The 21,375-nt window shown below is 62.4% G+C and carries 18 protein-coding genes; 5 read left to right on the forward strand and 13 right to left on the reverse strand.

What is annotated here, in order from left to right:
* Positions 1 to 75: 75 nt before the first annotated feature.
* The 3 genes from BLQ09_RS28265 to BLQ09_RS28275 are packed head-to-tail and all read left to right on the forward strand — an operon-like array spanning position 76 to position 3,070.
* On the forward strand, positions 76 to 1,251 hold the full coding sequence (locus BLQ09_RS28265) for an NAD(P)/FAD-dependent oxidoreductase (protein ID WP_027604928.1): 1,176 nt from the start codon (positions 76 to 78) through the stop codon (positions 1,249 to 1,251).
* On the forward strand, positions 1,248 to 2,060 hold the full coding sequence (locus BLQ09_RS28270) for an aldo/keto reductase (RefSeq protein ID WP_027604929.1): 813 nt from the start codon (positions 1,248 to 1,250) through the stop codon (positions 2,058 to 2,060). The genes BLQ09_RS28265 and BLQ09_RS28270 overlap by 4 nt, the downstream gene beginning before the upstream one ends.
* Positions 2,061 to 2,101: 41 nt before the next feature.
* Positions 2,102 to 3,070: a hypothetical protein gene (locus BLQ09_RS28275; protein ID WP_027604930.1), complete on the forward strand. Its 969-nt coding sequence runs from the start codon at positions 2,102 to 2,104 to the stop codon at positions 3,068 to 3,070.
* Positions 3,071 to 3,196: 126 nt separating this feature from the next.
* Here the strand turns inward: BLQ09_RS28275 and BLQ09_RS28280 are convergent, their stop codons facing one another.
* From BLQ09_RS28280 to BLQ09_RS28305, 6 genes are all read right to left on the reverse strand, one after another.
* On the reverse strand, positions 3,197 to 4,132 hold the full coding sequence (locus tag BLQ09_RS28280; RefSeq protein WP_092359386.1) for an NAD-dependent epimerase/dehydratase family protein: 936 nt from the start codon (positions 4,130 to 4,132) through the stop codon (positions 3,197 to 3,199).
* The gene (hldE, locus tag BLQ09_RS28285) at positions 4,125 to 5,549 is read right to left on the reverse strand and encodes a bifunctional D-glycero-beta-D-manno-heptose-7-phosphate kinase/D-glycero-beta-D-manno-heptose 1-phosphate adenylyltransferase HldE (RefSeq protein ID WP_027604932.1); all 1,425 of its coding nucleotides are present in this window, start codon (positions 5,547 to 5,549) and stop codon (positions 4,125 to 4,127) included. The genes BLQ09_RS28280 and hldE overlap by 8 nt, the downstream gene beginning before the upstream one ends.
* A 103-nt stretch (positions 5,550 to 5,652) precedes the next feature.
* Positions 5,653 to 6,261, reverse strand: a complete 609-nt coding sequence (gene cysC, locus BLQ09_RS28290; RefSeq protein WP_027604933.1) for an adenylyl-sulfate kinase — start codon at positions 6,259 to 6,261, stop codon at positions 5,653 to 5,655.
* Positions 6,254 to 6,958 (reverse strand): sulfotransferase family 2 domain-containing protein, encoded by a 705-nt coding sequence (locus BLQ09_RS28295; protein WP_092359387.1) that lies wholly within the window; start codon positions 6,956 to 6,958, stop codon positions 6,254 to 6,256. The genes cysC and BLQ09_RS28295 overlap by 8 nt, the downstream gene beginning before the upstream one ends.
* Before the next feature lie 153 nt (positions 6,959 to 7,111).
* Positions 7,112 to 8,920: a lipid A export permease/ATP-binding protein MsbA gene (msbA, locus tag BLQ09_RS28300; RefSeq protein ID WP_027604935.1), complete on the reverse strand. Its 1,809-nt coding sequence runs from the start codon at positions 8,918 to 8,920 to the stop codon at positions 7,112 to 7,114.
* Positions 8,921 to 8,929: 9 nt separating this feature from the next.
* The gene (locus BLQ09_RS28305) at positions 8,930 to 10,108 is read right to left on the reverse strand and encodes an O-antigen ligase family protein (RefSeq protein ID WP_027604936.1); all 1,179 of its coding nucleotides are present in this window, start codon (positions 10,106 to 10,108) and stop codon (positions 8,930 to 8,932) included.
* Between the two features lie 148 nt (positions 10,109 to 10,256).
* Here BLQ09_RS28305 and BLQ09_RS28310 point away from each other — a divergent pair, with 148 nt between their 5' ends.
* On the forward strand, positions 10,257 to 10,823 hold the full coding sequence (locus BLQ09_RS28310) for a BUD32 family EKC/KEOPS complex subunit (protein ID WP_027604937.1): 567 nt from the start codon (positions 10,257 to 10,259) through the stop codon (positions 10,821 to 10,823).
* Here the strand turns inward: BLQ09_RS28310 and BLQ09_RS28315 are convergent.
* The 7 genes from BLQ09_RS28315 to BLQ09_RS28345 are packed head-to-tail and all read right to left on the reverse strand — an operon-like array spanning position 10,812 to position 18,906.
* Positions 10,812 to 11,909: a glycosyltransferase gene (locus tag BLQ09_RS28315; protein WP_027604938.1), complete on the reverse strand. Its 1,098-nt coding sequence runs from the start codon at positions 11,907 to 11,909 to the stop codon at positions 10,812 to 10,814. The two genes, BLQ09_RS28310 and BLQ09_RS28315, sit on opposite strands and share 12 nt — an antisense overlap.
* A gap of 39 nt (positions 11,910 to 11,948) precedes the next feature.
* The gene (locus tag BLQ09_RS28320; protein ID WP_027604939.1) at positions 11,949 to 12,713 is read right to left on the reverse strand and encodes a hypothetical protein; all 765 of its coding nucleotides are present in this window, start codon (positions 12,711 to 12,713) and stop codon (positions 11,949 to 11,951) included.
* A gap of 51 nt (positions 12,714 to 12,764) precedes the next feature.
* Positions 12,765 to 13,721: a glycosyltransferase family protein gene (locus BLQ09_RS28325; RefSeq protein ID WP_027604940.1), complete on the reverse strand. Its 957-nt coding sequence runs from the start codon at positions 13,719 to 13,721 to the stop codon at positions 12,765 to 12,767.
* Between the two features lie 23 nt (positions 13,722 to 13,744).
* Positions 13,745 to 15,142 carry a PIG-L deacetylase family protein gene (locus tag BLQ09_RS28330; RefSeq protein ID WP_092359388.1) on the reverse strand — a complete coding sequence of 466 codons (1,398 nt, stop codon included), beginning with the start codon at positions 15,140 to 15,142 and terminating at the stop codon, positions 13,745 to 13,747.
* Positions 15,139 to 16,035, reverse strand: coding sequence for a GNAT family N-acetyltransferase (locus BLQ09_RS28335; protein ID WP_027604942.1), 897 nt, complete (start codon positions 16,033 to 16,035; stop codon positions 15,139 to 15,141). The genes BLQ09_RS28330 and BLQ09_RS28335 overlap by 4 nt, the downstream gene beginning before the upstream one ends.
* Entirely contained in the window at positions 16,035 to 17,165 is a 1,131-nt protein-coding gene (locus tag BLQ09_RS28340; RefSeq protein WP_092359390.1) for a glycosyltransferase, read from the reverse strand. Before BLQ09_RS28340 ends, BLQ09_RS28335 begins: the two co-directional genes overlap by 1 nt.
* Positions 17,149 to 18,906 carry a carbamoyltransferase family protein gene (locus tag BLQ09_RS28345; protein WP_027604944.1) on the reverse strand — a complete coding sequence of 586 codons (1,758 nt, stop codon included), beginning with the start codon at positions 18,904 to 18,906 and terminating at the stop codon, positions 17,149 to 17,151. Before BLQ09_RS28345 ends, BLQ09_RS28340 begins: the two co-directional genes overlap by 17 nt.
* Before the next feature lie 284 nt (positions 18,907 to 19,190).
* On the opposite strand from BLQ09_RS28345, the gene BLQ09_RS28350 reads away from it, so the two are divergent.
* Positions 19,191 to 21,290 carry a TonB-dependent receptor family protein gene (locus tag BLQ09_RS28350; RefSeq protein WP_092359391.1) on the forward strand — a complete coding sequence of 700 codons (2,100 nt, stop codon included), beginning with the start codon at positions 19,191 to 19,193 and terminating at the stop codon, positions 21,288 to 21,290.
* Positions 21,291 to 21,375: the final 85 nt, after the last annotated feature.

Genomic DNA, 21,375 nt, shown 5'->3' on the forward strand with positions numbered 1-21,375 from the left:
TAAAGCGCGACAGCGCCTGCGGTGTGCATGGTGCGGGATGTATACTTGCGGCCTTGTTTTGAAATGAGGTCGCCCATGCCATCCGTTATTTCCACCGACGTCCTGATTGTCGGCGCCGGAGTTGCCGGCCTCTGGCTGAATGCGCGCCTACGCCGCCAGGGGTTTTCCACGGTGCTGGTGGAAAACGCCACATTAGGTGGCGGGCAAAGCGTGAAATCCCAGGGGATTATCCACGGCGGTGCCAAATATGCCCTGCACGGCGCCCTCACCGGCGCCTCCGAAGCCATTGCCGATATGCCGCGCCGCTGGCGTGAAGCCCTGGCCGGTGACGGCGAGCTGGACCTGTCCGGCGTGCGCGTGCTCTCGCAAGCCCATTACCTGTGGTCCCCTGGCACGATCGCCGGCAACCTCACCAGCTTTTTTGCCAGCAAGGCCGTGCGCGGCCGTGTCGATCAGGTCAAGGGCGACGACCTGCCGCCGGCCCTGCAAGACCGTGGCTTCAAGGGCAAGGTCTATCGCCTGGCCGAACTGGTGGTGGACGTACCCAGCGTGATCGAACGCCTGGCGCAACTGGCCGGTGACGGCTTGCTCGCCGGGCAGCGCATCGAACCACTGCGCGAAGGCGACACCCTGGTGGGCCTGAAAGTCGATGGCCGCGAAATCCGCGCCCAGCGCATCGTCCTGAGCGCCGGCGGCGGTACCGCCGAACTGCTCGCCGCCCTGGGCCTGAGCCAGCCGGCCATGCAGAAACGCCCGTTGCATATGATCATCGCCAAGGGCCCAGGCCTGAAGCCGCTGTACGCCCACTGCCTGGGCGGCGGTACCAAGCCGCGCATCACTGTCACCACGCACCCGGCTGCCGATGGCAATTGGGTGTGGTACCTGGGCGGCGACATTGCCGAGGCCGACGGCGTGGCACGCACACCCGAAGAACAGATCGCCACCGCCCGGAAAGAGCTGGCGCACCTGCTGCCCTGGATCGATATGAGCCAGACCCGCTGGGCGACGCTGCGGGTCGACCGCGCAGAACCCCTGCAATCGGGCCTGAGCCGGCCTGACAACGCCTTCGTCGCCGAAGAGGGCCGCCTGCTGGTGGGCTGGCCGACCAAGCTGGCGCTGGCGCCGGATTTCGCCGATCGCGTGATCAACAGCCTCGAACGCGACGGCATCCGCCCAACCGCATCGGAGCCTTTGCCCGACCTGCCAAAACCCGCCATCGGCGTACCGGCCTGGGAGCAACTGTTGCCATGAGCCTGCCGACCCTGCACGACCTGCACCGCCCCTTGGGCAGCACCGGCCTGCTGGTGTCGCCGCTCGGCCTCGGCACCGTCAAGCTGGGCCGCGACCAGGGTGTGAAGTACCCCAGCGGTTTCACCATTCCCGATGACGACGAAGCACGGATGTTGCTGCGCCAGGCCCGCCAGCTGGGCATCAACCTGATCGATACCGCACCCGCCTACGGGCGCAGCGAAGAACGCCTGGGGCCACTGCTGCGCGGCCAGCGCCAGGACTGGGTGATTGTCAGCAAGGTCGGCGAGGAGTTCGAAGCAGGCCTGTCCCGCCATGATTTCAGCGCTGCCCATACACGGATGTCGATCGAGCGCAGCTTGAAACGACTTGAAACGGATTTTATCGATCTGGTGCTGGTGCACTCCGATGGCAACGACCTGCACATCCTCAACGACTGTGAGGTGTACCCGACCCTCGCGCAGTTGAAACAAGAGGGCAAGATTCGCGGTTTCGGCTTCTCCGGCAAAACCGTCGAAGGTGGCGTGAGGGCTCTGGAACAAGGTGATTGCGCGATGGTCACCTACAATCTGAACGAACAGGCGGAAAAAGCCGTCATTGAGCATGCGGCGGCCCATGGCAAGGGCATCCTGGTCAAAAAGGCGCTGGCCAGCGGCCACGTCTGCCTGGAACCGGGAATGGATCCAATACACGCCAGTTTCATGCTGTTGTTTGCGCAAACGGGCGTCGCCAGTGCTATTGTCGGGACCATCAATCCGCTGCACCTGGCCCATAACGTGGCGACCGCTGCCAAGGTCATTCGTCAACTCTGATGCCGCCGACGCGGCCGACCCCGTCGCAAGAAGGAGCCGACATGCCGCGAACGCTCATAAGAAAAAACCCCAGCAACTTCAAGACACTGCCCCTGCACGTCGAAGCCACCCCCGAAGGCCTGAGCTACCAGAGCGTGGGTATGCCGCTCAACTTCGCCCAGACCCTGCAACGGCGCAAGCCGGTAGAGGTGCCGGATGCCGAACGCTTCGCCCTGGAACTGGCCAACCTCGGCGTATCGGTGCGCCTGACACTGCACTGGCAAAACAAGGATTACTGGGTGTTGGTGCGCCAGCGTCGCCAGGACCGTGGCGATGTGGTGCTCAAGCTGATCTCCGGCTACGTGCCCGCCCATGAACTGAACCTGCCGCTGCACACCGCCATCCAGGAGATTGCCGAGGAGTGCCTGCTGGAGACCCCGGAAGGCTGGCTCGGCGGGCGCTTCAACGACACCTGGTTGCCGGCCCCCTACTCCGCCGCGCTGCATTACCGCGAAGCCTTGCCGTTTCGCCTGAGCCCTTTGTCAGGGGCCGCACGCCCGGTACGTTGCGCAACCACCCAACTGATCGAGCGCCCGCGGGCCTATGTGCATGTGCCGACCGCGTCGCTGCAACTGATTTATGACTTGCGCCTGGAAGTGCCGAAGGAAGCCAAATCCCTGAGCCTGTTCCATGTGGATGAGCGGCTTGAAGGCGACCAACTGGTGGCACGCCTGGACCGCCAGCGCCCGGACCTGTACCTGATGCCATTGAAAGACGGCCAACCGCTCGCCGAGCTCTACACTGTCAAGAAAGACCAGCTCTACCCCGCCAGCACCCGCGGTCTGTACCTGGCGGAAAGCTTCGCCCAGCAGGAAGGCTGGCTGGTGCGCGACGAACGCATTCGCTGGAAGGATTGGCTGCGGCAGCAAGGCCTGGCGGAGCCTGAGAAAGAATCGAAATTGAAGCGCCTGACCGGCAAGGCGCGCCAGATGCTGCGCAAGATCGTGCCAAAGAAAAAAACCAGCCGATGAGGGCTGGCTTCGATAACTGTAGGAGCGAGCTTGCTCGCGAAAAACGCAAGGGCGCCGCTTTTAATCAGGATACCCGCGTTATCGTTGACGAGCTTCGCGAGCAAGCTCGCTCCTACAGGTGAACAGTCAGCCTCTGAGCAACCGCGCCAGGCCAACCGTCAACGGGGTCGGCTCAGGCAGCTTGAAGCTGGCCAGCAAACGCTGGTTATTTGCCCGCGAATGCCGAATGTCTCCCGAGCGTGCCGGGCCGTAAGTCACGGCAGGCAACGTACCAACGGCCTCTTCCAGCGCCTGCAGCACCTGCTTGAGGGTAGTCGTGCGGTTCCAGCCGACGTTGATCGCCCCCAACGGCGCGTCCGGGGCTTCGATGGCCTGCACCAGCACGTCCACCAGGTCTTCCACGTACATGAAGTCGCGGGTCTGCTCGCCATCGCCGAACACAGCAATCGGCAGGCCTTGCTGAGCCCGTTCGCTGAAGATGCTGATCACGCCGGAGTACGGCGATGAAGGATCCTGGCGCGGGCCGAAGATATTGAAGAAGCGGAAAATCACCGGTTCCAGGCCATGCTGGCGCCGGTAGAAGTCGAAGTAATGCTCGCCGGCCAACTTGTCCGAGGCATAGGGCGTCAACGGCGCCTTGGCGGTCTCTTCGTCAATGGAAGCACCTTCGCCGTTGTTGCCATACACCGCCGCGCTGGAAGCGAATACCACCCGCTTCACACCGGCTTTGCGCATGGCTTCGCAGACATTCAAGGTACCGACGAAATTGCTCTGGTGCGTGCTGACCGGGTCATCCACCGAAGCCTGCACGGAAGCGACCGCCGCCAGGTGCACCACCGCCGTCGCACCGACAGCGGCACGCGCCACCATTCCGGCATCGGCGACATCCCCCTCGAGCAGCTCGACGCGCGGGTTGTCCAGCGGCAGGTTGCTGCGTTTGCCCGTGGACAGGTTATCCAGCACTCGCACTGCGTAGCTCTTGGCAAGCAGCGCGTCGACCAGGTGCGAGCCAATGAAGCCCGCGCCACCGGTGATCAGGACCAACGGATCAGCCTTACTCATTGCTGCGGATCTTCTCGACAATGGCGGTGGTCGAGCTGTTCTCAACCAGGCCCAGCACTTTGACCTTGCCGCCGTAGGCGCTGACGATGTCGGCACCGACCACCTGGTCGACGGAGTAGTCGCCGCCCTTGACCAGCACGTCCGGCTTGACCTGGGCCAGCAGGTTTTCCGGGGTGGCTTCAGGGAAGCTGATCACCCAATCCACCGCGCCCAACCCGGCCAATACCGCCATGCGTCGGTCGACGCTGTTGATCGGACGGCCAGGGCCTTTCAGGCGGCTGACCGACGCGTCATCGTTGACCGCGACGATCAGCCGATCACCTTGGGCGCGAGCCTGCTCCAGGTAGGTCACATGGCCGGCGTGGAGGATGTCGAAACAGCCATTGGTGAATACAATGCTTTCGTTGTGGGCACGGGCATCGTCAATCGCCAGCAGCAATTGCTCGATGCTCAGCACACCACGTTCCGAACCTTCGGAGCGCTGGATCGCCCGGCGCAGTTCAGGCGCGCTGATCGCGGCCGTCCCCAGCTTGCCGACCACAATACCCGCCGCCAGGTTGGCCAGGGCCACGGCGTGGGGCAACTCTTCGCCGGCCGCAATGGAGGCCGCCAGGGTGGAAATCACGGTGTCACCGGCACCGGTGACGTCAAACACTTCACGGGCACGCGCCGGCAGGTGCATCGCCGGGTGACCGGGACGCAGCAGGGTCATGCCGTGCTCGCCACGGGTCACCAGCAAGGCGCCGAGGTCAAGGTCGGCCATGAGTGCCGCGCCTTTGCTCACCAGGTCGTGCTCATCGGCGCAACCGCCGACGATGGCTTCGAACTCGCTGAGGTTCGGTGTGATCAGGCTGGCACCTCGATAAATCGAGAAGTCCTTGCCCTTGGGATCGGCCAGTACCGGAATGTTCCGCGCCTTGGCGGCCTGGATCAGTTCCTGGTGGTTCTTCAGGGCGCCTTTGCCGTAGTCGGACAACACCAGCACCTTGATACCTTCAAGCAACGCGTCGACCTGGCCGCTGAGGGCCAGGGCGTCGGTGGCGAAGGGTTCTTCAAAATCGATACGCAGCAATTGCTGGTGACGGCTCATCACCCTCAGCTTGACGATGGTCGGCTGATGGGCAATGCGCTGGAACAGCGCGCGCACGCCGGCGCCGCGCAGGCTGTTGGCCAGGCTGTCGGCGGCTTCGTCGTCGCCGGTCACACCGACCAGGGAGGCCGGGGCGCCGAGGGCGGCAATATTGAGGGCAACGTTGGCAGCGCCACCTGGACGGTCTTCGATTTGCTCGACCTTGACTACCGGTACCGGCGCCTCAGGGGAAATCCGTGAGGTACCGCCATGCCAGTAACGGTCGAGCATGACATCGCCGACCACCAAGACAGGGGCTTGATCGAATCGCGGCATGGACAACTTCATGGAGCAACCCACATACAAAATGAACAGGGGCGCGATATTAGCACAGGGTGAGCGCCGCCTAGTTCGAGAGCTTTATCCGCGATGCATCAGGCACTGAAACTGATCACTTTTTAAACAGTGTCGCCAGGATGTGCTCCACGGCTTCGGCCAGCTCGACCTCATCGGTATTGATTTCGCAGTCGGCCGCAAGCGGTGCCTCATAGGGGCTGTCCAACCCGGTGAAGGCCTTGATGCGCCCCTCCAGTGCGGCGCGGTACAAGCCCTTGGGATCGCGCCGGGCACATACGTCAAAGGGCGTGCTGACATAAATCTCAAAGAACTGCTCCGGCCCGAACAGCGCCCTGGCGCTCGCGCGATCGACGCTGAACGGCGAGATCGCCGACACAATGACAATCAAGCCGGCGTCCACCATCAGGCGCGCCACTTCGCCGATACGCCGGATATTTTCCTTGCGCGCCGCATCGCTCATGCCCAGGTCATTGCACAGCCCCGCGCGCAAGTTATCGCCATCGAGCACGAAGGTGTGCCGTCCCTGCTCGTTGAGTTGCACCTCCAGGGCATTGGCCAGGGTCGACTTGCCGGACCCGGACAGCCCCGTCAGCCATACGCAGCAGGGCTGCTGATGCTTGAGCGCCGCCCGTGCGGCCACGGACAGCGATAGGGAAAAGGGACGGATGGCAGCGCAACCGCCGGTCAGCAACTGGCTATTCATAACCCAACACCTCGTAGTCACGTTGATAGGCACGCCTGACCAATCGGCGCGTACGCAAGGAGCAAAAGTCCCTGACCGCCTCGTGGCGACGCCCCAGTGAAACATTCAGATGCGGCAGGGATGAGTCCACCCCGAGGCGTTCGCACAGGTGCAGGAAGTCCTCCTGCAAAGACTCCTGGCGCCCGAGAAAGTCCATGGCCATCTGGCCCATATGGTCGACCAGGAAGTCGGTCTGGGGAGCGAAGTGCAATTGGCGTCGCAGGTTATCCGGGTGCAGCCAGCCGGCAACGAAATGGTCGAAGTCACGGTAGCTGGAAACCAGCGCCTGGGCTTGCAGGTCGCGAGGGCCCATGGCGTTGCCGCGCAAATAGGTGTAGGCCGAGTAGGCACGCTCCAGCGGGTCGCGTACGAAGGCAAATTTGAAGCTGCGCTCGCAGTGCTGGGGAAATTGCTGCTCATACCAGTAATACGGCAGATGCCCCGGCCAGCGCCCCTCGAGAAGTGCCGAGCACAGGCTGCTACCGGCGCATTTGGGCACATGGATAAACACGCACTGGTGTCGTTCGAAAGCCGGGTTAAGCGTTGCTACCCCAGACAGGGATTTGTTCACCGCCTGGCGATCCACCACCGACAAACGCCCCAGCAGAAACACCCTCTGGTGCTTGGGAAGCAGCTTCCACAGTAGACGTTGCAGCATTCCAATACCCACGCAAGAAGGTTAGCCCTCTCGTTCGTCATTCGAATCGAGAAGGCCAACATAACAAACGACAAGCGCTGGATTATTTGGCTTTGGTCAAGCCCTGTAACGGGCCCGATACAAACACCGGGGCGCATTGCGCGCCCCGGCTGGTCAGGTGATGTTTGCCGTCGCCGGCTCGTCCAGCCCCATGGCGTGCAGGCGCGAGTAATAACCACCCATGGCCAGCAGTTCGAGATGTGTCCCGCGCTCGACAATTTCGCCGTGGTCCATCACCAGAATCAGGTCGGCTTTCTCGATGGTGGACAACCGGTGCGCAATCACCAGGGTGGTGCGACCTTTCATGACCTTGTCCAGTGCAGCCTGGATATGCCGCTCGGACTCGGTATCCAGGGCCGAAGTGGCCTCATCGAGGATCAGCAGCGGGGCATTTTTCAGCAGGGCCCGGGCGATCGCCAGGCGCTGACGTTGACCACCGGAAAGCAGCACGCCATTTTCACCGACTTCGGTGTCCAGGCCTTTTGGCAGCTCGGAGATGAAGTCCATGGCGTAGGCGTCGGCGGCGGCTTTCTCGATGTCGGCACGAGGTGCATCCGCGAGGTCGCCATAGGCGATGTTGTTGGCCACGGTGTCGTTGAACAAGGTCACATGCTGGGTCACCTGGGCCACGTGACGACGCAGGTTACGCAAGCGGTAGTCTTCGATCTCGACCTCGTCCAGCAGGATTTCCCCGGTTTCGTGATGGTAGAAACGCGGGATCAGGCTGGCCAGGGTCGACTTGCCGCTGCCCGAGCGGCCGACCAGGGCGATCATCTGCCCAGGGGCTGCGCTGAAGCTGATGTTCTTGAGCACCTCACGCTCCGTACCCGGGTAGGTGAAGCTCAGGTTGCGCACGTCCAGGCGACCGCTGACGCGATCACGCTCCACAGTGCCGCTGTCGACTTCGGGCTCTTCATCCAGTTGTTCGAAGATGCTCTCGGCACCGGCCACGCCTTTCTGGATCGTCGAGCTGACTTCCGACAGCTGGCGAATAGGCTTGGGCAGCAGGCCCGCCGCAGTAATGTAGGCCACCAGGTCACCCGCCGTGGCTTCACCGCGCAACAGCAGCACCAGGAACATCAACGCGGCCATGGCCGTGTAGATCACCAGTTGCAGCATCGGCGTATAGACCGCACCGGTCTTGTTCATGCGCAGTTGCTTGTCGGTATTGCCCTGGCTGGCGGCGGCAAAGCGACGCTCCTCGTAGCTTTCGCCACCGAAGCTGCGCACCACCCGGTAACCCTGGATGGTTTCCGAAGCGACGTGCGTCACATCGCCCATTGCCACCTGGATCTTCTTGCTCTGCTTGCGGAATTTCTTGCTGGTGCTGCCGACCATGATCGCGATCAGCGGCAGGATCGCCAGCATCACGAGGGTCAGCTTCCAGTTCATCCACAGCAGGTAGCCGAACAGGAACACCACCGTCAGGCCTTCGCGGATCACCACCTTGATTGCATCGGTGGCCGCACCGGTGACCATGGTCACGTTGAAGGTGATACGGGAAATCAGGTGCCCGGAGTTGTGGGTATCGAAATAGCGGTTCGGCAACACCAGCAGCTTGTTGAACAACTGGACCCGCAGGTCATGCACCAGCCCCAGGGAAACCTTGGCCAGGTAGTAGTTGCCCAGGAACGACCCCAGCCCCTGCCACGCGGCGATCAGGATGATCAGCAGCGGCACGGCCATCAGCAACTTCAGGTCCTTGAACAACGGGATCTTGGGCAGGAACACCACATCGGGGTTGCTCAAGCCATCGACGAAGTACTTGAGAATCCCGGCGAGCATTGGCTGGGTCGAAGCGAAGATCACGAAGCCCACGATACTCAGCAGGAACATGCCGAGGTACGGTTTCACATAGCCCAGCAGCCGGAAATAGATTTTCAGGCTGGATTCCTGGTCCGCTTTGGGCGGTGCGTCACTCATGTGTCGAGCTCACTGATTGGGTAGGACGCGAACTTTATCACACGCGTCGGGTTTGGCCCGAGCCCAGACCAAAACACTGGCCAGGGCAATCGGCAGCCAGGAGATAAACCACTCGGCCCGCGGCGTGCCGGTCAGGCTGGCGGCATCGAATTGCATGGCCAGGAACGAAAACACCCACATGCCGATGATGCCCTTGCCATAGAGCGTGTCGCGGGCCTTCCAGGCCTGCCACAGCACACCGAACCACAGGCCGCACCACAGCAGCAGGCCGGGCAGGCCCAACTCGATGCTCACGTGGGTGAACAGGTTGTGGGAGTGATCGAAAAAGAGGTTGTCGGCAAATACCTTGTAGTCCCCGCCCAGCCCCAGGCCGGTCCACGGGCGCTCGCTGATCATCTGCACGGCGGCCATGAAGATCTGCGGGCGGTAAGACACACCCCGTGCCAGCACCAGGGACTGCATGGCGAAGAACACCGCCAGCGCCGCGATGACCGCACCAATGGCAATCACCGTGCTACGGCGGTCACGGCACCAGGCCGGCATTGCCACGACAGTCAGCAACAACGCCAGTGCGGCGCCGCGGCTTTGACTCAGCACCACGAACAACCCAAGCAACGCGATGGACACTGCCCATGCCACCTGCATCCAGCGACCGCGCGGCAGCCAGTGCAGCAACCACACGGCGGCCAGGCCGATCACATAGGCACCCAGGATGGGATGGCTCAACTGACCCAGGCCTTCGAGACGCGCATACCAGTCGTTATGCTCAAAGCCATAGAATTTGATGATCGCCAGGAGCGACGACAGGGCCAGGCCGAAACCACCCCATTGCATCACGCGGATCACCTGCTCGGTCCGACCACAGGCGAGTACCGGGAAAAACAGCAGGAACACGCCGATGTACAGCAGACGCTTGGCTTCGCGCGAAGGGTCCTCGGCATTGGTCCACGTCAGGCTGATCGCCCCCCAAGCTGCCAGCAACCCGACCATCACGCAGAGCCAGCGCTGCTCGCGCCAGACCTCCATGAGACGCTCACGGGCCGACCAGGCAAACACCATCGCCGGCAACCACAGGAACAGCGTCAAACCCTGTTGATAAATCTTATTGGTCGGGGCAAAAGCAATCGCCAGCAAAAACCAAAGTAACCCGAAAATCATCCATACCTGCGCCCAACGACTTGCTTGCATCACCCGCTCCTGAATACGTTCAACCCGCCAACCCGGCATGGTTAAAACCCAAAACTTTCGGCATTATTACCGATCACTGTGCCCGCGACTCCCACAAGGCTTTCCGACGATGCAATGTTCAAGGCTTTCCCAAGCCGATTTAACCGCGATGATTGAAGGTGCCAGAATCCTGGAACAGGACAGCTACGGGCCCAAAGTCTACCTGCTGACCGACGGGAACATCCTCAAGCTGTTTCGCCGCAAGCGCCTGCTGTCGTCCGCGCTGTTCCGCCCGTACTCCAAGCGTTTCATCGACAACGTGGCGCAGTTGCAACAACGGGGCATCCCGACCCTGACCGTGCTCGCGTTCTTTCAACTGACGGCGCCCGGCATGACCGCCGTACTCTACCGCCCCTTGCCGGGCGAAACGCTGCGCCAGATTTCCAACCGTGAAGGCTTTGACTGGCACACCAACCTCGACCCGCTGGTGGCCCTTATTCGCCGCCTGCATGGCGCGGGCATCTACTTCCGTTCGTTGCACCTGGGCAATATTGTCGTGACACCGGACAATGAAATGGGCCTGATCGACGTGGCCGACATGCGCTTCCTGCGCGCGCCCCTGAACCCGGAACTGGCAAGGCGCAACCTGCAACACTTCGCCCGCTATATTGCGCGCGAGAAGCTGAACGAACACTTTCCAATGCAAGCACTGGAGCAAGCACTGTTAGCGGCATGAGAACAGCCGCCGGGTGGTTTCAGTGAAATCGTTCCAGGCCTGCTCCGGCGCCAACGCCCGCGATTGAGCCTCGACAACCTGCACGCCGGAACTCACGAACGCGCGTGCCAGGAGTTGCCCCCAGGACGTGGCGCTGTCTACGGGCGCGTACCAGCCGGCATCACCCAGTTGTTCGCGGAACACTGCCAGTTCGCTGGTCAGTACAGGCACGCCGGCCATCACCGCCTCTTGCAGGATCAACCCCAGGCCCTCTTCCGTCGACGGAATGGCGACCCAGTCAAACGCCCGATAAAGGGTCGCCGCCTCAGGAATATGCCCCGGCAGGTACACCTTGTCGCGCAAGCCAAGCGCCTCGATACGCGCCTCAAGCCTGGGCCTCGCCGGCCCCTCGCCGATGATCACCAGGCGCGCATCCGGCCGATCGGCCGTCGCACTGGCAAAGGCCTCCAGCAAACAGCCGAACCCCTTGCCGTCGACCAGTCGACCTACCGCCCCCACTGCCGGCGAGCCATCCAACGGCAGCCCCAGGCGGGATCGCGCCGGCTCACGGGCAAGCGCGGCGGCACGAAACACCGCAGGATCGAAGGCACTGCGCAGCACCGCCACGGGCCTTTGCAGGTAACGCTCAAGGGAACCGGCGAGGGTTTGCGACACGGCCGCCAGCGTCAGTTGCGACGCCGGGAGTTGCTCGAAGAGTTTGCGATCAGCTTTGCGCAAGCGCGTGACACCATGAAAAATCACCACGGCCCGCACCTGCGGCAGGTGCTTGAGCACCGGTAAAAGCACCCGCGCGACACCGATGCCATCCAGCAGTACAACCTGCACATCCTCAGGCAGGGCCTTCTGGAAGCGCGCACGCATCCACGGCATCAGCCACTTCCACAGGTGCCGCCCCTTGAGCCTGGCGGATGAGAGGTTCCACTCGACGGCCTGCTCTACCAGGCCATCGCTGCCGGCGGCGCTGCCCTGAAGCAACCAGGTGTGCACCGGTACATCGCTGTCGGCCTGGGCCAGTATTTGCTGATGAACCTTCTGCACCGAAGCGAATGCAGAGCCACCAGCCCACATGATGTTGAGAATACTCATCGAAAAAACCTTATGCGGCGTTGGTGTGGCTCGTCGTATTTACTGGCGGATCAACCAACCGATGCCGACCCCCAGGATCAGCATGAGCACCAGCTTGACCCGCTCTCGCCGCTTGCGCCGCGCCTTGGTCAAGCGCTCTTCCGCCGTCGCCACATGCAAACCGAAACCGGTGTGCAAGACCGCATCGCCCTCCAGGGTGACGGCGCCCAGGTTCAGCTGCGCGTAACGCCTGGAAAGCCCTTTCTCACCCTCGAACCCGGCATAGGGCGCACATAACCGGTATTCCTTGATACGTCGCAGCCCCGGGTTCAGCGAGAACCCTTGCCACTCAGGCTTATCGGACAGCAAGGAATAACAAGGTACCCCGCCAATCACCTCGCGCGGCCCCAGATGAATATAGGGGCTGTGCACCTGCAAGTCGTAAACGTAATTGCGCAACCAGACTTGGAGAATATCGGGACGCTGCTCCAGCACGGTCTTCGAATCCTCGACAAACCCGGGTCGATAAAACGCCCAGTCATCTTCGCAATGGAATATGTACGGGGTCTTGACCGACCCGTAGGCCAAGTCGATGGATGCCAATTGCCCCAGCTTCGGGCGGTTGATCAGGAACGTGCAATGGCCGAGCCAATGCTCGGGAATCGCCAGGCGTACCGCGTCATCGCCAGAGTCTTCGGTAATGAAGACTTCGCGGATGGCCGCTGTATTGAACAGATCGAAGCTCGCGAGCGTGCGCTTCAGCAAATCGAAGCGACCACAACTGGTCACGACGAGCGTTATATCGCTTTGAGCGGAGAATTGCATTCAAGCCTCGATAATATCATAAGGCCACCAAGCGCGGCCACCTGGCAGATATCAAACGCCTAGTTTCAAGCGCAGCGTTTCCAGCAAACTCAACGGTGCCCGGGGCCGCAGCGGCGGCTTCAGCGCCTCGACAATGCGCTGGCCGATGCGCGCAAAGCTGAACTGGCTGACCGCGAGGTCCTGCCCGTTGCGCGCAATCTCGGCCGCCAGTTGAGGATTGGATCGCAATGCAGCGAGTTTTTCCTGCAACTGGGGAATGTCTTTGTAGAACACCACATTGACCATGTCCTTGAAGCCAAGGGCCTGGTTTTCCGCGGCGCCCTGGTCAAACGCCAGCAGCACACAACCACAGGCCATGGCTTCGAAGTTCTTGATCATATACTCGCCCATGCCCACGTCGGCACTGACGAAAAAACGAATCCGGTTGAGGGTTGCGCAATATTCCTCACCGGATTTGGTGCGCGTAACCACCAAAGGTTCAACGCGGGCCAACTCATCGAGCAATGCCTTGCGACCACTGTAGGCCACGCTGTTGGTGCTGCCGACAAATGCCAGCTCAATGTCGCGCTCCAATCCCTGGGCCTGCAACAGCGCCTGATCGTAGCCCTTGGGCACGAACACCGCATCGAAGCCTTCGGCGCGCAGGCGCTCGGTCACCATATGCCCCGAACTGATAACCCGCACCCACGGCAAGCGACGGTAATGGGCACTGAACTTGCCCGTGTACTTGCAGGGAATGTAGTTCTGGTAGGCATCGTGTTCGAGGATCACCAGGTTCGGGATCGTACGGATAAAGCCGACCTGGCGAATCTCCTGCTTGAACCGCAGGAAGAACACGATGCGGTCATAACGGCTCACGTCGACTTCACGCTTGAAGTAACCGCGCAGGTTGCGCTGCTCAGCACTGCTCAGCCAGCGGGTATCACACTCGCAGTGCTCGGCAATGCCTTCGTACAGGCGATCCAGAATCGCGCGCTGTTCTTTCTGTACCAGAAACAAAACTTTCATGACCTTCCCTTTCACAACTGCCGTCACAAACGCCAGAACAACTCATGCCGTCGTACGGCCTTGCGGAAAAACTCGTTCTCACCATAAGGCGACCGCGCCCGCCCCGCCAAGACCCGTTGCAGCCAGCGCCGCACACGACGCTTGAACGGAGGGGCGGGTTGCAGGTCATGCATCATGCCCAGCGCCATGGCCTTGTCGCGCTGCCGGGCCGGCGACAGCGACAGGCTGCACGGCCACAGTTCCAGCGTGTCATCGAACAGCGGCGGCAGGGCAATTCCGGCGCCCGCGTCGCCCATGGGCCAGCGGTCGTTGTCATGCAGATGGTTGGCGTAGCCGAGCACGGTGGTCGGCTGCCACTCCAGACCTTGCAAGGCTTCGATCACCGCTTGCTGCGCGCAGATGTGGTCCGGATGGGGATCCAGGGCCGGATGGGGCAAGACGATCACTTCAGGGCGCGCGGTCAGCAGCAACTGACGCAGATCGGCGAGCAGGTTTTGCCAGGTCGGCAGGCCATCGGCATCCGCCGGCAACGGGAAAGGGTTGAATTGGCGGAACAGGCGGGTATCCGACAGGTCGGCCTCGCGCGAAGCGATCGGCTGATCAGGCGCAGCGCGCATCGCCGGCAGTTGCAGGCAGAAGTAACCCAGCTGCACGCAGTGTGCCTGTGGCACACCGGCCCAAAGCGGCACGGCTATGCTGTCCCAGGCGCGCAAACGCCCTTTGGTCCGCGCGGCCTCGACCGGATCCAGGCCCATGCGTTGATAGTGCTCGGCTTCGATTTCACCGGCGGTAAGGGTCACGATCCACGGCTTCTCGGCCTGGCTGTAAAGACCGAAGGCAGCCAATTCGGCATCGTCGGCATGAGGCGCGATAACCATGACCCGCTGCGCCGAATAATCCGGCGTGCCCCAGGCCCACAGCCGAGGAGCGCCCTGCACAGTACAAAAACGCCCGCGCAAGCGCAGCTCACCGGACATCAGGGCCGGCGCCCAGCCACTGAGGTTCAGGTAGCGAACGCCATTCACCCCGCGCTCGAAGGCCTGTCGGTCAGTGCTCTCGCCGCCCAGAATCTCAATGGCCGGATCCAGGAAACGTCCCAACCAACCACTCTTGACCTTGATAGCCAATACCAGGGTCGCCTCGGCTTGCAGCAGCGAATCCACCCGCAGCCGGTCACCGTCGAAGCGAACCCCAGCCACCTCGGCATCCGTCGAAAACCGGTATCGGTAGTCTTCGTTGGGCGCATAAAACAGATGGTCGGCAAACCATGCCTCGTGGGCGACCCAGGCCAGCACACCGAGCACCAACGGCAGCCACCACGCCACCCAGATACCGATCACCACCAGCAGCAGCAAGCCGATCAGCAAACCGACCCGTTTGTTGCGCCGATGGCGCTTGAGCAATTGCTGTTTGCGGCTCATACGGTCAGCACCGGCACAGGGTTGCACCAACGGTCCTTGTACTCGCGGTCGGCACGCCCAAAGGAGAAACGCAGCGGCTTGCCCACTTCACGGGCCTGTTCCCAGGCGCCCTGGGTGTTGAGGAAGCTCAGGACACTGCCCGGGCTGAACGCACGGGTTTCAGGGTCGACACCACCGTTGACGTACTCCACGCTGATCCACTCCGGCGACTCGACCCGGTACACCAACTGGACAGCGATGGGCGCATCATTGAGGAAGATCACCGAACCGATCAGCCATTCGCGCAGCAACTCGATCACCTCGGCCATGCGCTCGGCGCCGGTGGCCACAAAGCCCCAGCGGCGCAGGAACAGATCGCAGTAGATCGCGGCCAACTCCCCACTGGAAAACTCGCTCACCGGTCGCACCACCCCACCGGCCTCTTCCAGCAAGCGCAGTTCGCGACGCTGGTTGTAGCGAAACTTCTTCGACAGTTCTTCCGGGGTGCGGGCCATGGCCAACTGTTCGGCCTGGGGCTTGAGGCCGCTGAAACGGCCTTCATTCAGGGCCGACAAATAGCGTGCACGGTGCCGCAAGGGCGCCTGGGCTGCAGGCGCGGCGGGCAGGATCAACTCGGCGTTGCCCAGGTCGAACAGGCCTTTTTTGCCGCGCTGCTTGAGCACATCCTTGGACAAGGCCAGGTCGCGCCCCCAGGTCGCGATGCAGGCCTGAAGCTCGCCACCCTGCTCCCAGGCCAGGTAACGCACCGGGATGTCGGCCAGCCCGGCCAGACGTTCGATCACTTGCGGGTGGGTCGCGACACTGCCGCCAAAACGTTGCCAGGCATCGCTGTAGACCGGCGCGTCGACGACGGACCAGCCACGCTCGCGCCAGCCTTGGAATCGATTGAGCATCAAGCCCCCGCGGTCAGTTCAATAACGTGCGGCAATTGCCAGAAGGTATCGCGTACCGCCTGATCCGAGAAACGCTCGCGCAGGCGCACCAGCATCATCTCGGCGCACTGCCGTTGCTGGTGTTGGTCCATCGCTGCCAGGTGCCGCAGCCCCTGGGCAAGGTGTCCGGCATCGCCGAAGGGAAACAGGATACCCACGCCTTCGACCACTTCCTTCGCGCCGCCACAGGCCGTGGCCAGCAACGGGACGCCGGCCGCCATGGCTTCCAGCAGCACCATGCCAAAGGGTTCATGGTCGGAGCTCAGGGCAAACACATCGAATGCCCGGAAGTACCGACGCGCATCCGGCACCTGGCCGAGGAACAGCACCTTGTCCGCAATGCCCAGCTCCCGGGCGAGGGCCTTGAGGTCCTGCTCCAGGCGACCGCTGCCGAGGATGGCCAGGCGGCTGTCGGCCGGCAAGTGCGCCAGCGCCAGGGCAAAGCCCTTGAGCAGCGTGGCCTGGTCCTTGTCCGGGTGCAGGCGACCGACATTGCCGACCACCCATTCGTCCGGCGACAACCCCAACGCGTCGCGCGCCTCATGTGCAGGCACCTGGGTGGCCTGCAAGGCGTCAACGTCGATGCGGTTGTACAACGTCTGGATGCGCGCCGCCGGCCAGGTCGGCAGGCAGTGGCGCATATCGTCACGCACCGCGTCGGAAACCCCCAGCAGGCTGAGGCGCTTGCGGAAGATCCCGGCAAACAGCCTGCGACTGCGACGCTGGTAGTCACCAAAGGCGTGATGCACGCCAATCACCGGCAGCCGCGTGCCGAGCAAGGCGATGTAGATCGGCTTGAAACGGTGCGCGATACAAAAACTGAAGTTGCGCGATGCGGCGATCTTGCGCAATTCACGGATGGCACCCAGCTTCAGGCCACGAATGGCCTTGGAGCTGAATTCCATGAACAACACTTCATCGGACGCGCAACCGGCGGCCACGTGCGGGTCGGCGACCCCGGTGAGAAACACCGTGGTCACCTTGTAGCCGGAGCCTGCGAACAGGCTCGCGTACTGTCGCGCGCAGTCCAGGAACGGCCCGTCATAGCCATGGCAGAACTGCAGGACGTGGCGTTCAGCCGAGCGCGTCATAAGGGTCCACGCCGTCCTTGACGACCAGGATGTCTTCCATGATCAGGTACTGCAGGTCGGAGCCGAAGAACATGTTCAGCGCGTCGGTCGGCGAGCAGATCATCGCTTCGCCACGACGGTTGAGCGAGGTGTTCAGGGACACGCCGTTGCCGGTCAGTACTTCCAGCTCTTTCATCATGTCGTAGTAGCGCGGGTTGTATTCGCGCTTGAGCACCTGGGCGCGGGAGGTGCCGTCTTCATGCACCACTTCCGGCACGCGGGTCTTCCACTCTTCCGACACTTCAAAGGTGAAGGTCATGAACGGCGCCGGGTGGTCGACCTTGATCATCTGGGGCGCTACGGTGTCGAGCATCGACGGGCAGAAAGGCCTCCAGCGCTCGCGGAACTTGATCTGGTGGTTGATGCGGTCTGCCACGCCGGTCGCACTTGGGCAACCGATGATCGAACGACCGCCCAGGGCGCGCGGGCCAAACTCCATGCGGCCCTGGAACCAGGCCACCGGGTTGCCGTCGACCATGATCTTGGCGATGCGCTTGGGCATGTTCTCGATCCTGCGCCAGTTCGGCTTGCTCTCGTGCTTGGCGCAGGCGGCGATCACGTCTTCATTGCTGTAGGACGGACCGAGGTAGACGTGTTCCATCTTCTCCACCGGTACACCACGGGCGTGGGACACGTACGCGGCGGCACCGACAGCAGTGCCGGCATCGCCGGACGCCGGTTGCACGAACAGCTCTTTCACGTCGTCACGGGCAATGATCTTCTGGTTCAGCTTGACGTTCAGCGCGCAGCCGCCGGCGAAGGCCAGCTTGCCGGTGTCCTTGAGGATGTCGCCCAGGTAATGGTCGATCATCTGCAAGGCCAGCTTTTCAAACAGCGCCTGCATGCTGGCGGCGTAGTGGATGTACGGCTCGTCGGCGATGTCGCCTTCGCGCTTGGGGCCCAGCCACTCGATCAGTTTCGGCGAGAAGTAGAAGCCCTTGCCCTTCTCTTTATAACGGCGCAGGCCGATGACGTTGGCGTAGTCGGTGTTGATCACCAGCTCGCCGTTTTCAAACGAGGCCAGGCGCGAGAAGTCGTACTTGCTGGCATCGCCGTACGGCGCCATGCCCATGACCTTGAACTCGCCGTCGAGCATCTCGAAACCGAGGAACTCGGTGATCGCGCCGTACAGGCCGCCGAGGGAGTCCGGATCGTAGAATTCCTTGATCTTGTGGATCTTGCCGTTCTCGCCGTAGCCGAAGAACGTGGTGGCGTACTCACCCTTGCCGTCGATGCCGAGGATCGCGGTCTTCTCCTGGAAGCCGGAGCAGTGGTAGGCGCTGGACGCGTGGGCAAGGTGGTGTTCAACCGGTTCGATCTTGATTTTCTTCGGATCGAAGCCCAGTTGCTCCAGGCACCAGACGATCTTGTTGCGATAGCGCTTGTAGCGACGGTTGCCCATCAGGATCGCGTCAAGCGCGCGGTCCGGGGCGTACCAGTAACGCTTGGCGTAGTGCCAGCGCGCCTCGCCGAACAGGCTGATCGGGGCAAACGGGATCGCCACCACATCGACGTCGGAAGGCTTGATGCCGGCCTGTTCCAGGCAGAACTTCGCCGACTCATAGGGCATGCGGTTCTTTGCATGTTTGTCGCGTACGAAGCGCTCTTCTTCGGCGGCCGCGATCAGCTTGCCGTCGATATACAAGGCTGCGGAAGGATCATGGCTAAGGGCGCCGGACAGGCCAAGAATCGTCAATGCCACAGGGGTCTAGCCTCTTTTAGTCTGCATGCAGGCGGGTTGCGCCTGAAAAAAGTGTGCTTCCCGCCTGGGCAGGAAACAGCTAAAGGGCGGGATTATAGCTCAAAAGCAGTGGGAAGCTGTTAGCGGCGAGCGGCAAGAGTCGCCTGCAGCATCGCCGTGTGCATAGTGCGAGCGCGCTGATGGGGCGCGTAGCCGAATTCCTGAATGATAAAAATCTTCCCAGTCACTAAACTCGCGCCCTTTTGCGCGTTTACACCCTAAGCGCCACGGATTCCGGCTGACTCATGACCCCTCTCGCTCGCTTCAACCTGTTGCTGCCCGGCCTGCTCGCCCTGTGCGGCGTCGCCCAGGCTGACGACCCCGCGCTGATCCTCGACCCCAGCGTCGTCACCGGCTCGCGCAGCGCCAGCCCGACCTTCGACCTGCCCTACTCCGTGGACGGCATCGGCCGCGAGCAGATCAGCGACGGCCAATTGGGCATCAACGCCTCCGAAGCCTTGTCCCGCGTGCCCGGCCTGGTGGTGCAGAACCGCCAGAACTATGCCCAGGACCTGCAGATTTCCTCCCGTGGCTTCGGCGCCCGCTCGGCGTTCGGTGTGCGCGGCATCAAGCTGATCGCCGACGGCATCCCCGCCAGCACCCCGGATGGCCAGGGCCAGGCCGCCACGTTCAACCTCGACACCGCCGAGCGTATCGAAGTGCTGCGCGGCCCGGCCGCCACCCTGTATGGCAGCAATGCCGGCGGCGTGATCCAGATGTTTTCCCGCGATGGCGAAGGCCCGCCGCGCATCGGCGCCGAAACCCTGGTGGGCAGCGACGGCCTGAACAAGAACCACCTGAGCGCTGAAGGCGCGGCGAACGGCGCAGGCTTTGTACTCGACGCCTCGCGCATGGATACCAACGGCTACCGCGACCACAGCAGCGCCCGTCGCGACCAGACCTTCGCCAAGCTCAACTTCCAACCGGATGACGACAGCAAGCTGGCGCTGATCTACAGCAGCCTGGAGCAGAACGGTACCCAGGATCCACTGGGGCAGACCTGGGACGCCTACAAGGCCGACCCGCGCTCGGTGAGCAGCAATGCGCTGACGTACAACACGCGCAAAAGTATCGATCATCAGCAATTGGGCATGAATTATGAGCGGTATTTCGGTGATGCGACGCTGCAGGTGAACGGGTATACCGGGCGGCGGAGTGTGATTCAGTATCTGTCGATCCCGGACAGGTTCGGCAGTGGCGCCGCCAACCCGGCTAACGCTCGCGGCGGTGTGGTAGCTTTCGACCGCAAGTTCTATGGCGGCTCCCTCCATTGGCTGCAACCCATCACCAGCGCACCCGGCGACCTGACCCTGATCACCGGCCTCGACTACGACCGCAGCCAGGATGATCGCCAAGGTTATTCCAACACCGTCAATGGGGTGCATGGTGTCAAAGGGGCCTTGGGCCGCGATGAAATCGACACCGCCACCAGCCTCGACCCGTTCGTGCAAGCCAACTGGCTGCTGGGTGACTGGACCCTGCAAGCCGGCCTGCGCCACAGCACCATGGAAATGGACGTAGACGATCACTTCCTCAGCGACGGCAACGACAGCGGCAGCAAGACCTACCAGAAGAACACGCCGTCGGTCAGCGTCATGTACGCCTTCACACCTGACTTGCACGGTTATGTAAGCGCGGGCAAAGGTTTCGAAACCCCAACCCAGGCCGAGTCCGCGTACTCCAGCACGGCGAACGGCTTCAACTTTGCGCTCAAGCCATCGGTCAGCAAACAGTATGAAATCGGCCTGAAAGCTCGCATTGGCCAGGACACCCGCGTGAATGCGGCCCTCTTTCAGATCACCACCGAGGACGAACTGGTAGTGCAGCAATCCAGCGGAGGGCGCACCACTTACCAAAACGCCGGCCGCACCCTGCGTCGCGGCTTCGAACTGGGCATCGAAAGCCAACTCGCCGAACACTGGAGCACCAACCTCGCCTACACGCGCCTGCAAGCCACCTACGACAGCGACTTCACCAGTGGCACAACTGCCGTGGACAAAGGCAACTACCTCCCCGGCGTGCCGCAAACCACGCTGTTCGCCGAGCTGAACTGGAAACCCCGGGACTGGGTCAGTACCGCTGTCGAAGGCCTGTACCGCAGCAAGGTCTACGTCGAAGACACCAACAGCCAACACGCCGCGCCGGGCTACAGCGTGTTCAACTGGCGCGCACGGTTCGAGCAGAAGGTCGAACACTGGACCTTCCACCAGACCCTGCGCCTGGATAACCTGCTGGACCGCCAGTACGTCGGTTCGGTGATCGTCGGCGACGGCAATGGCCGCTACTACGAAGCGGCGCCCGGGCGCTCCTGGTACGCCGGGGCGGGTGCCGAGTATCAATTCTGAACGCACCACACCTTCAATGTGGGAGGCCCCGCGCTGTCGCGCAGCAAACCGGAACCCCTGTGGCGAGCGGGCTTGTCCCCCTCAC

The organism is Pseudomonas sp. NFACC25 (assembly GCF_900100935.1).
Taxonomy (GTDB): Bacteria; Pseudomonadota; Gammaproteobacteria; order Pseudomonadales; family Pseudomonadaceae; genus Aquipseudomonas; species Aquipseudomonas marginalis.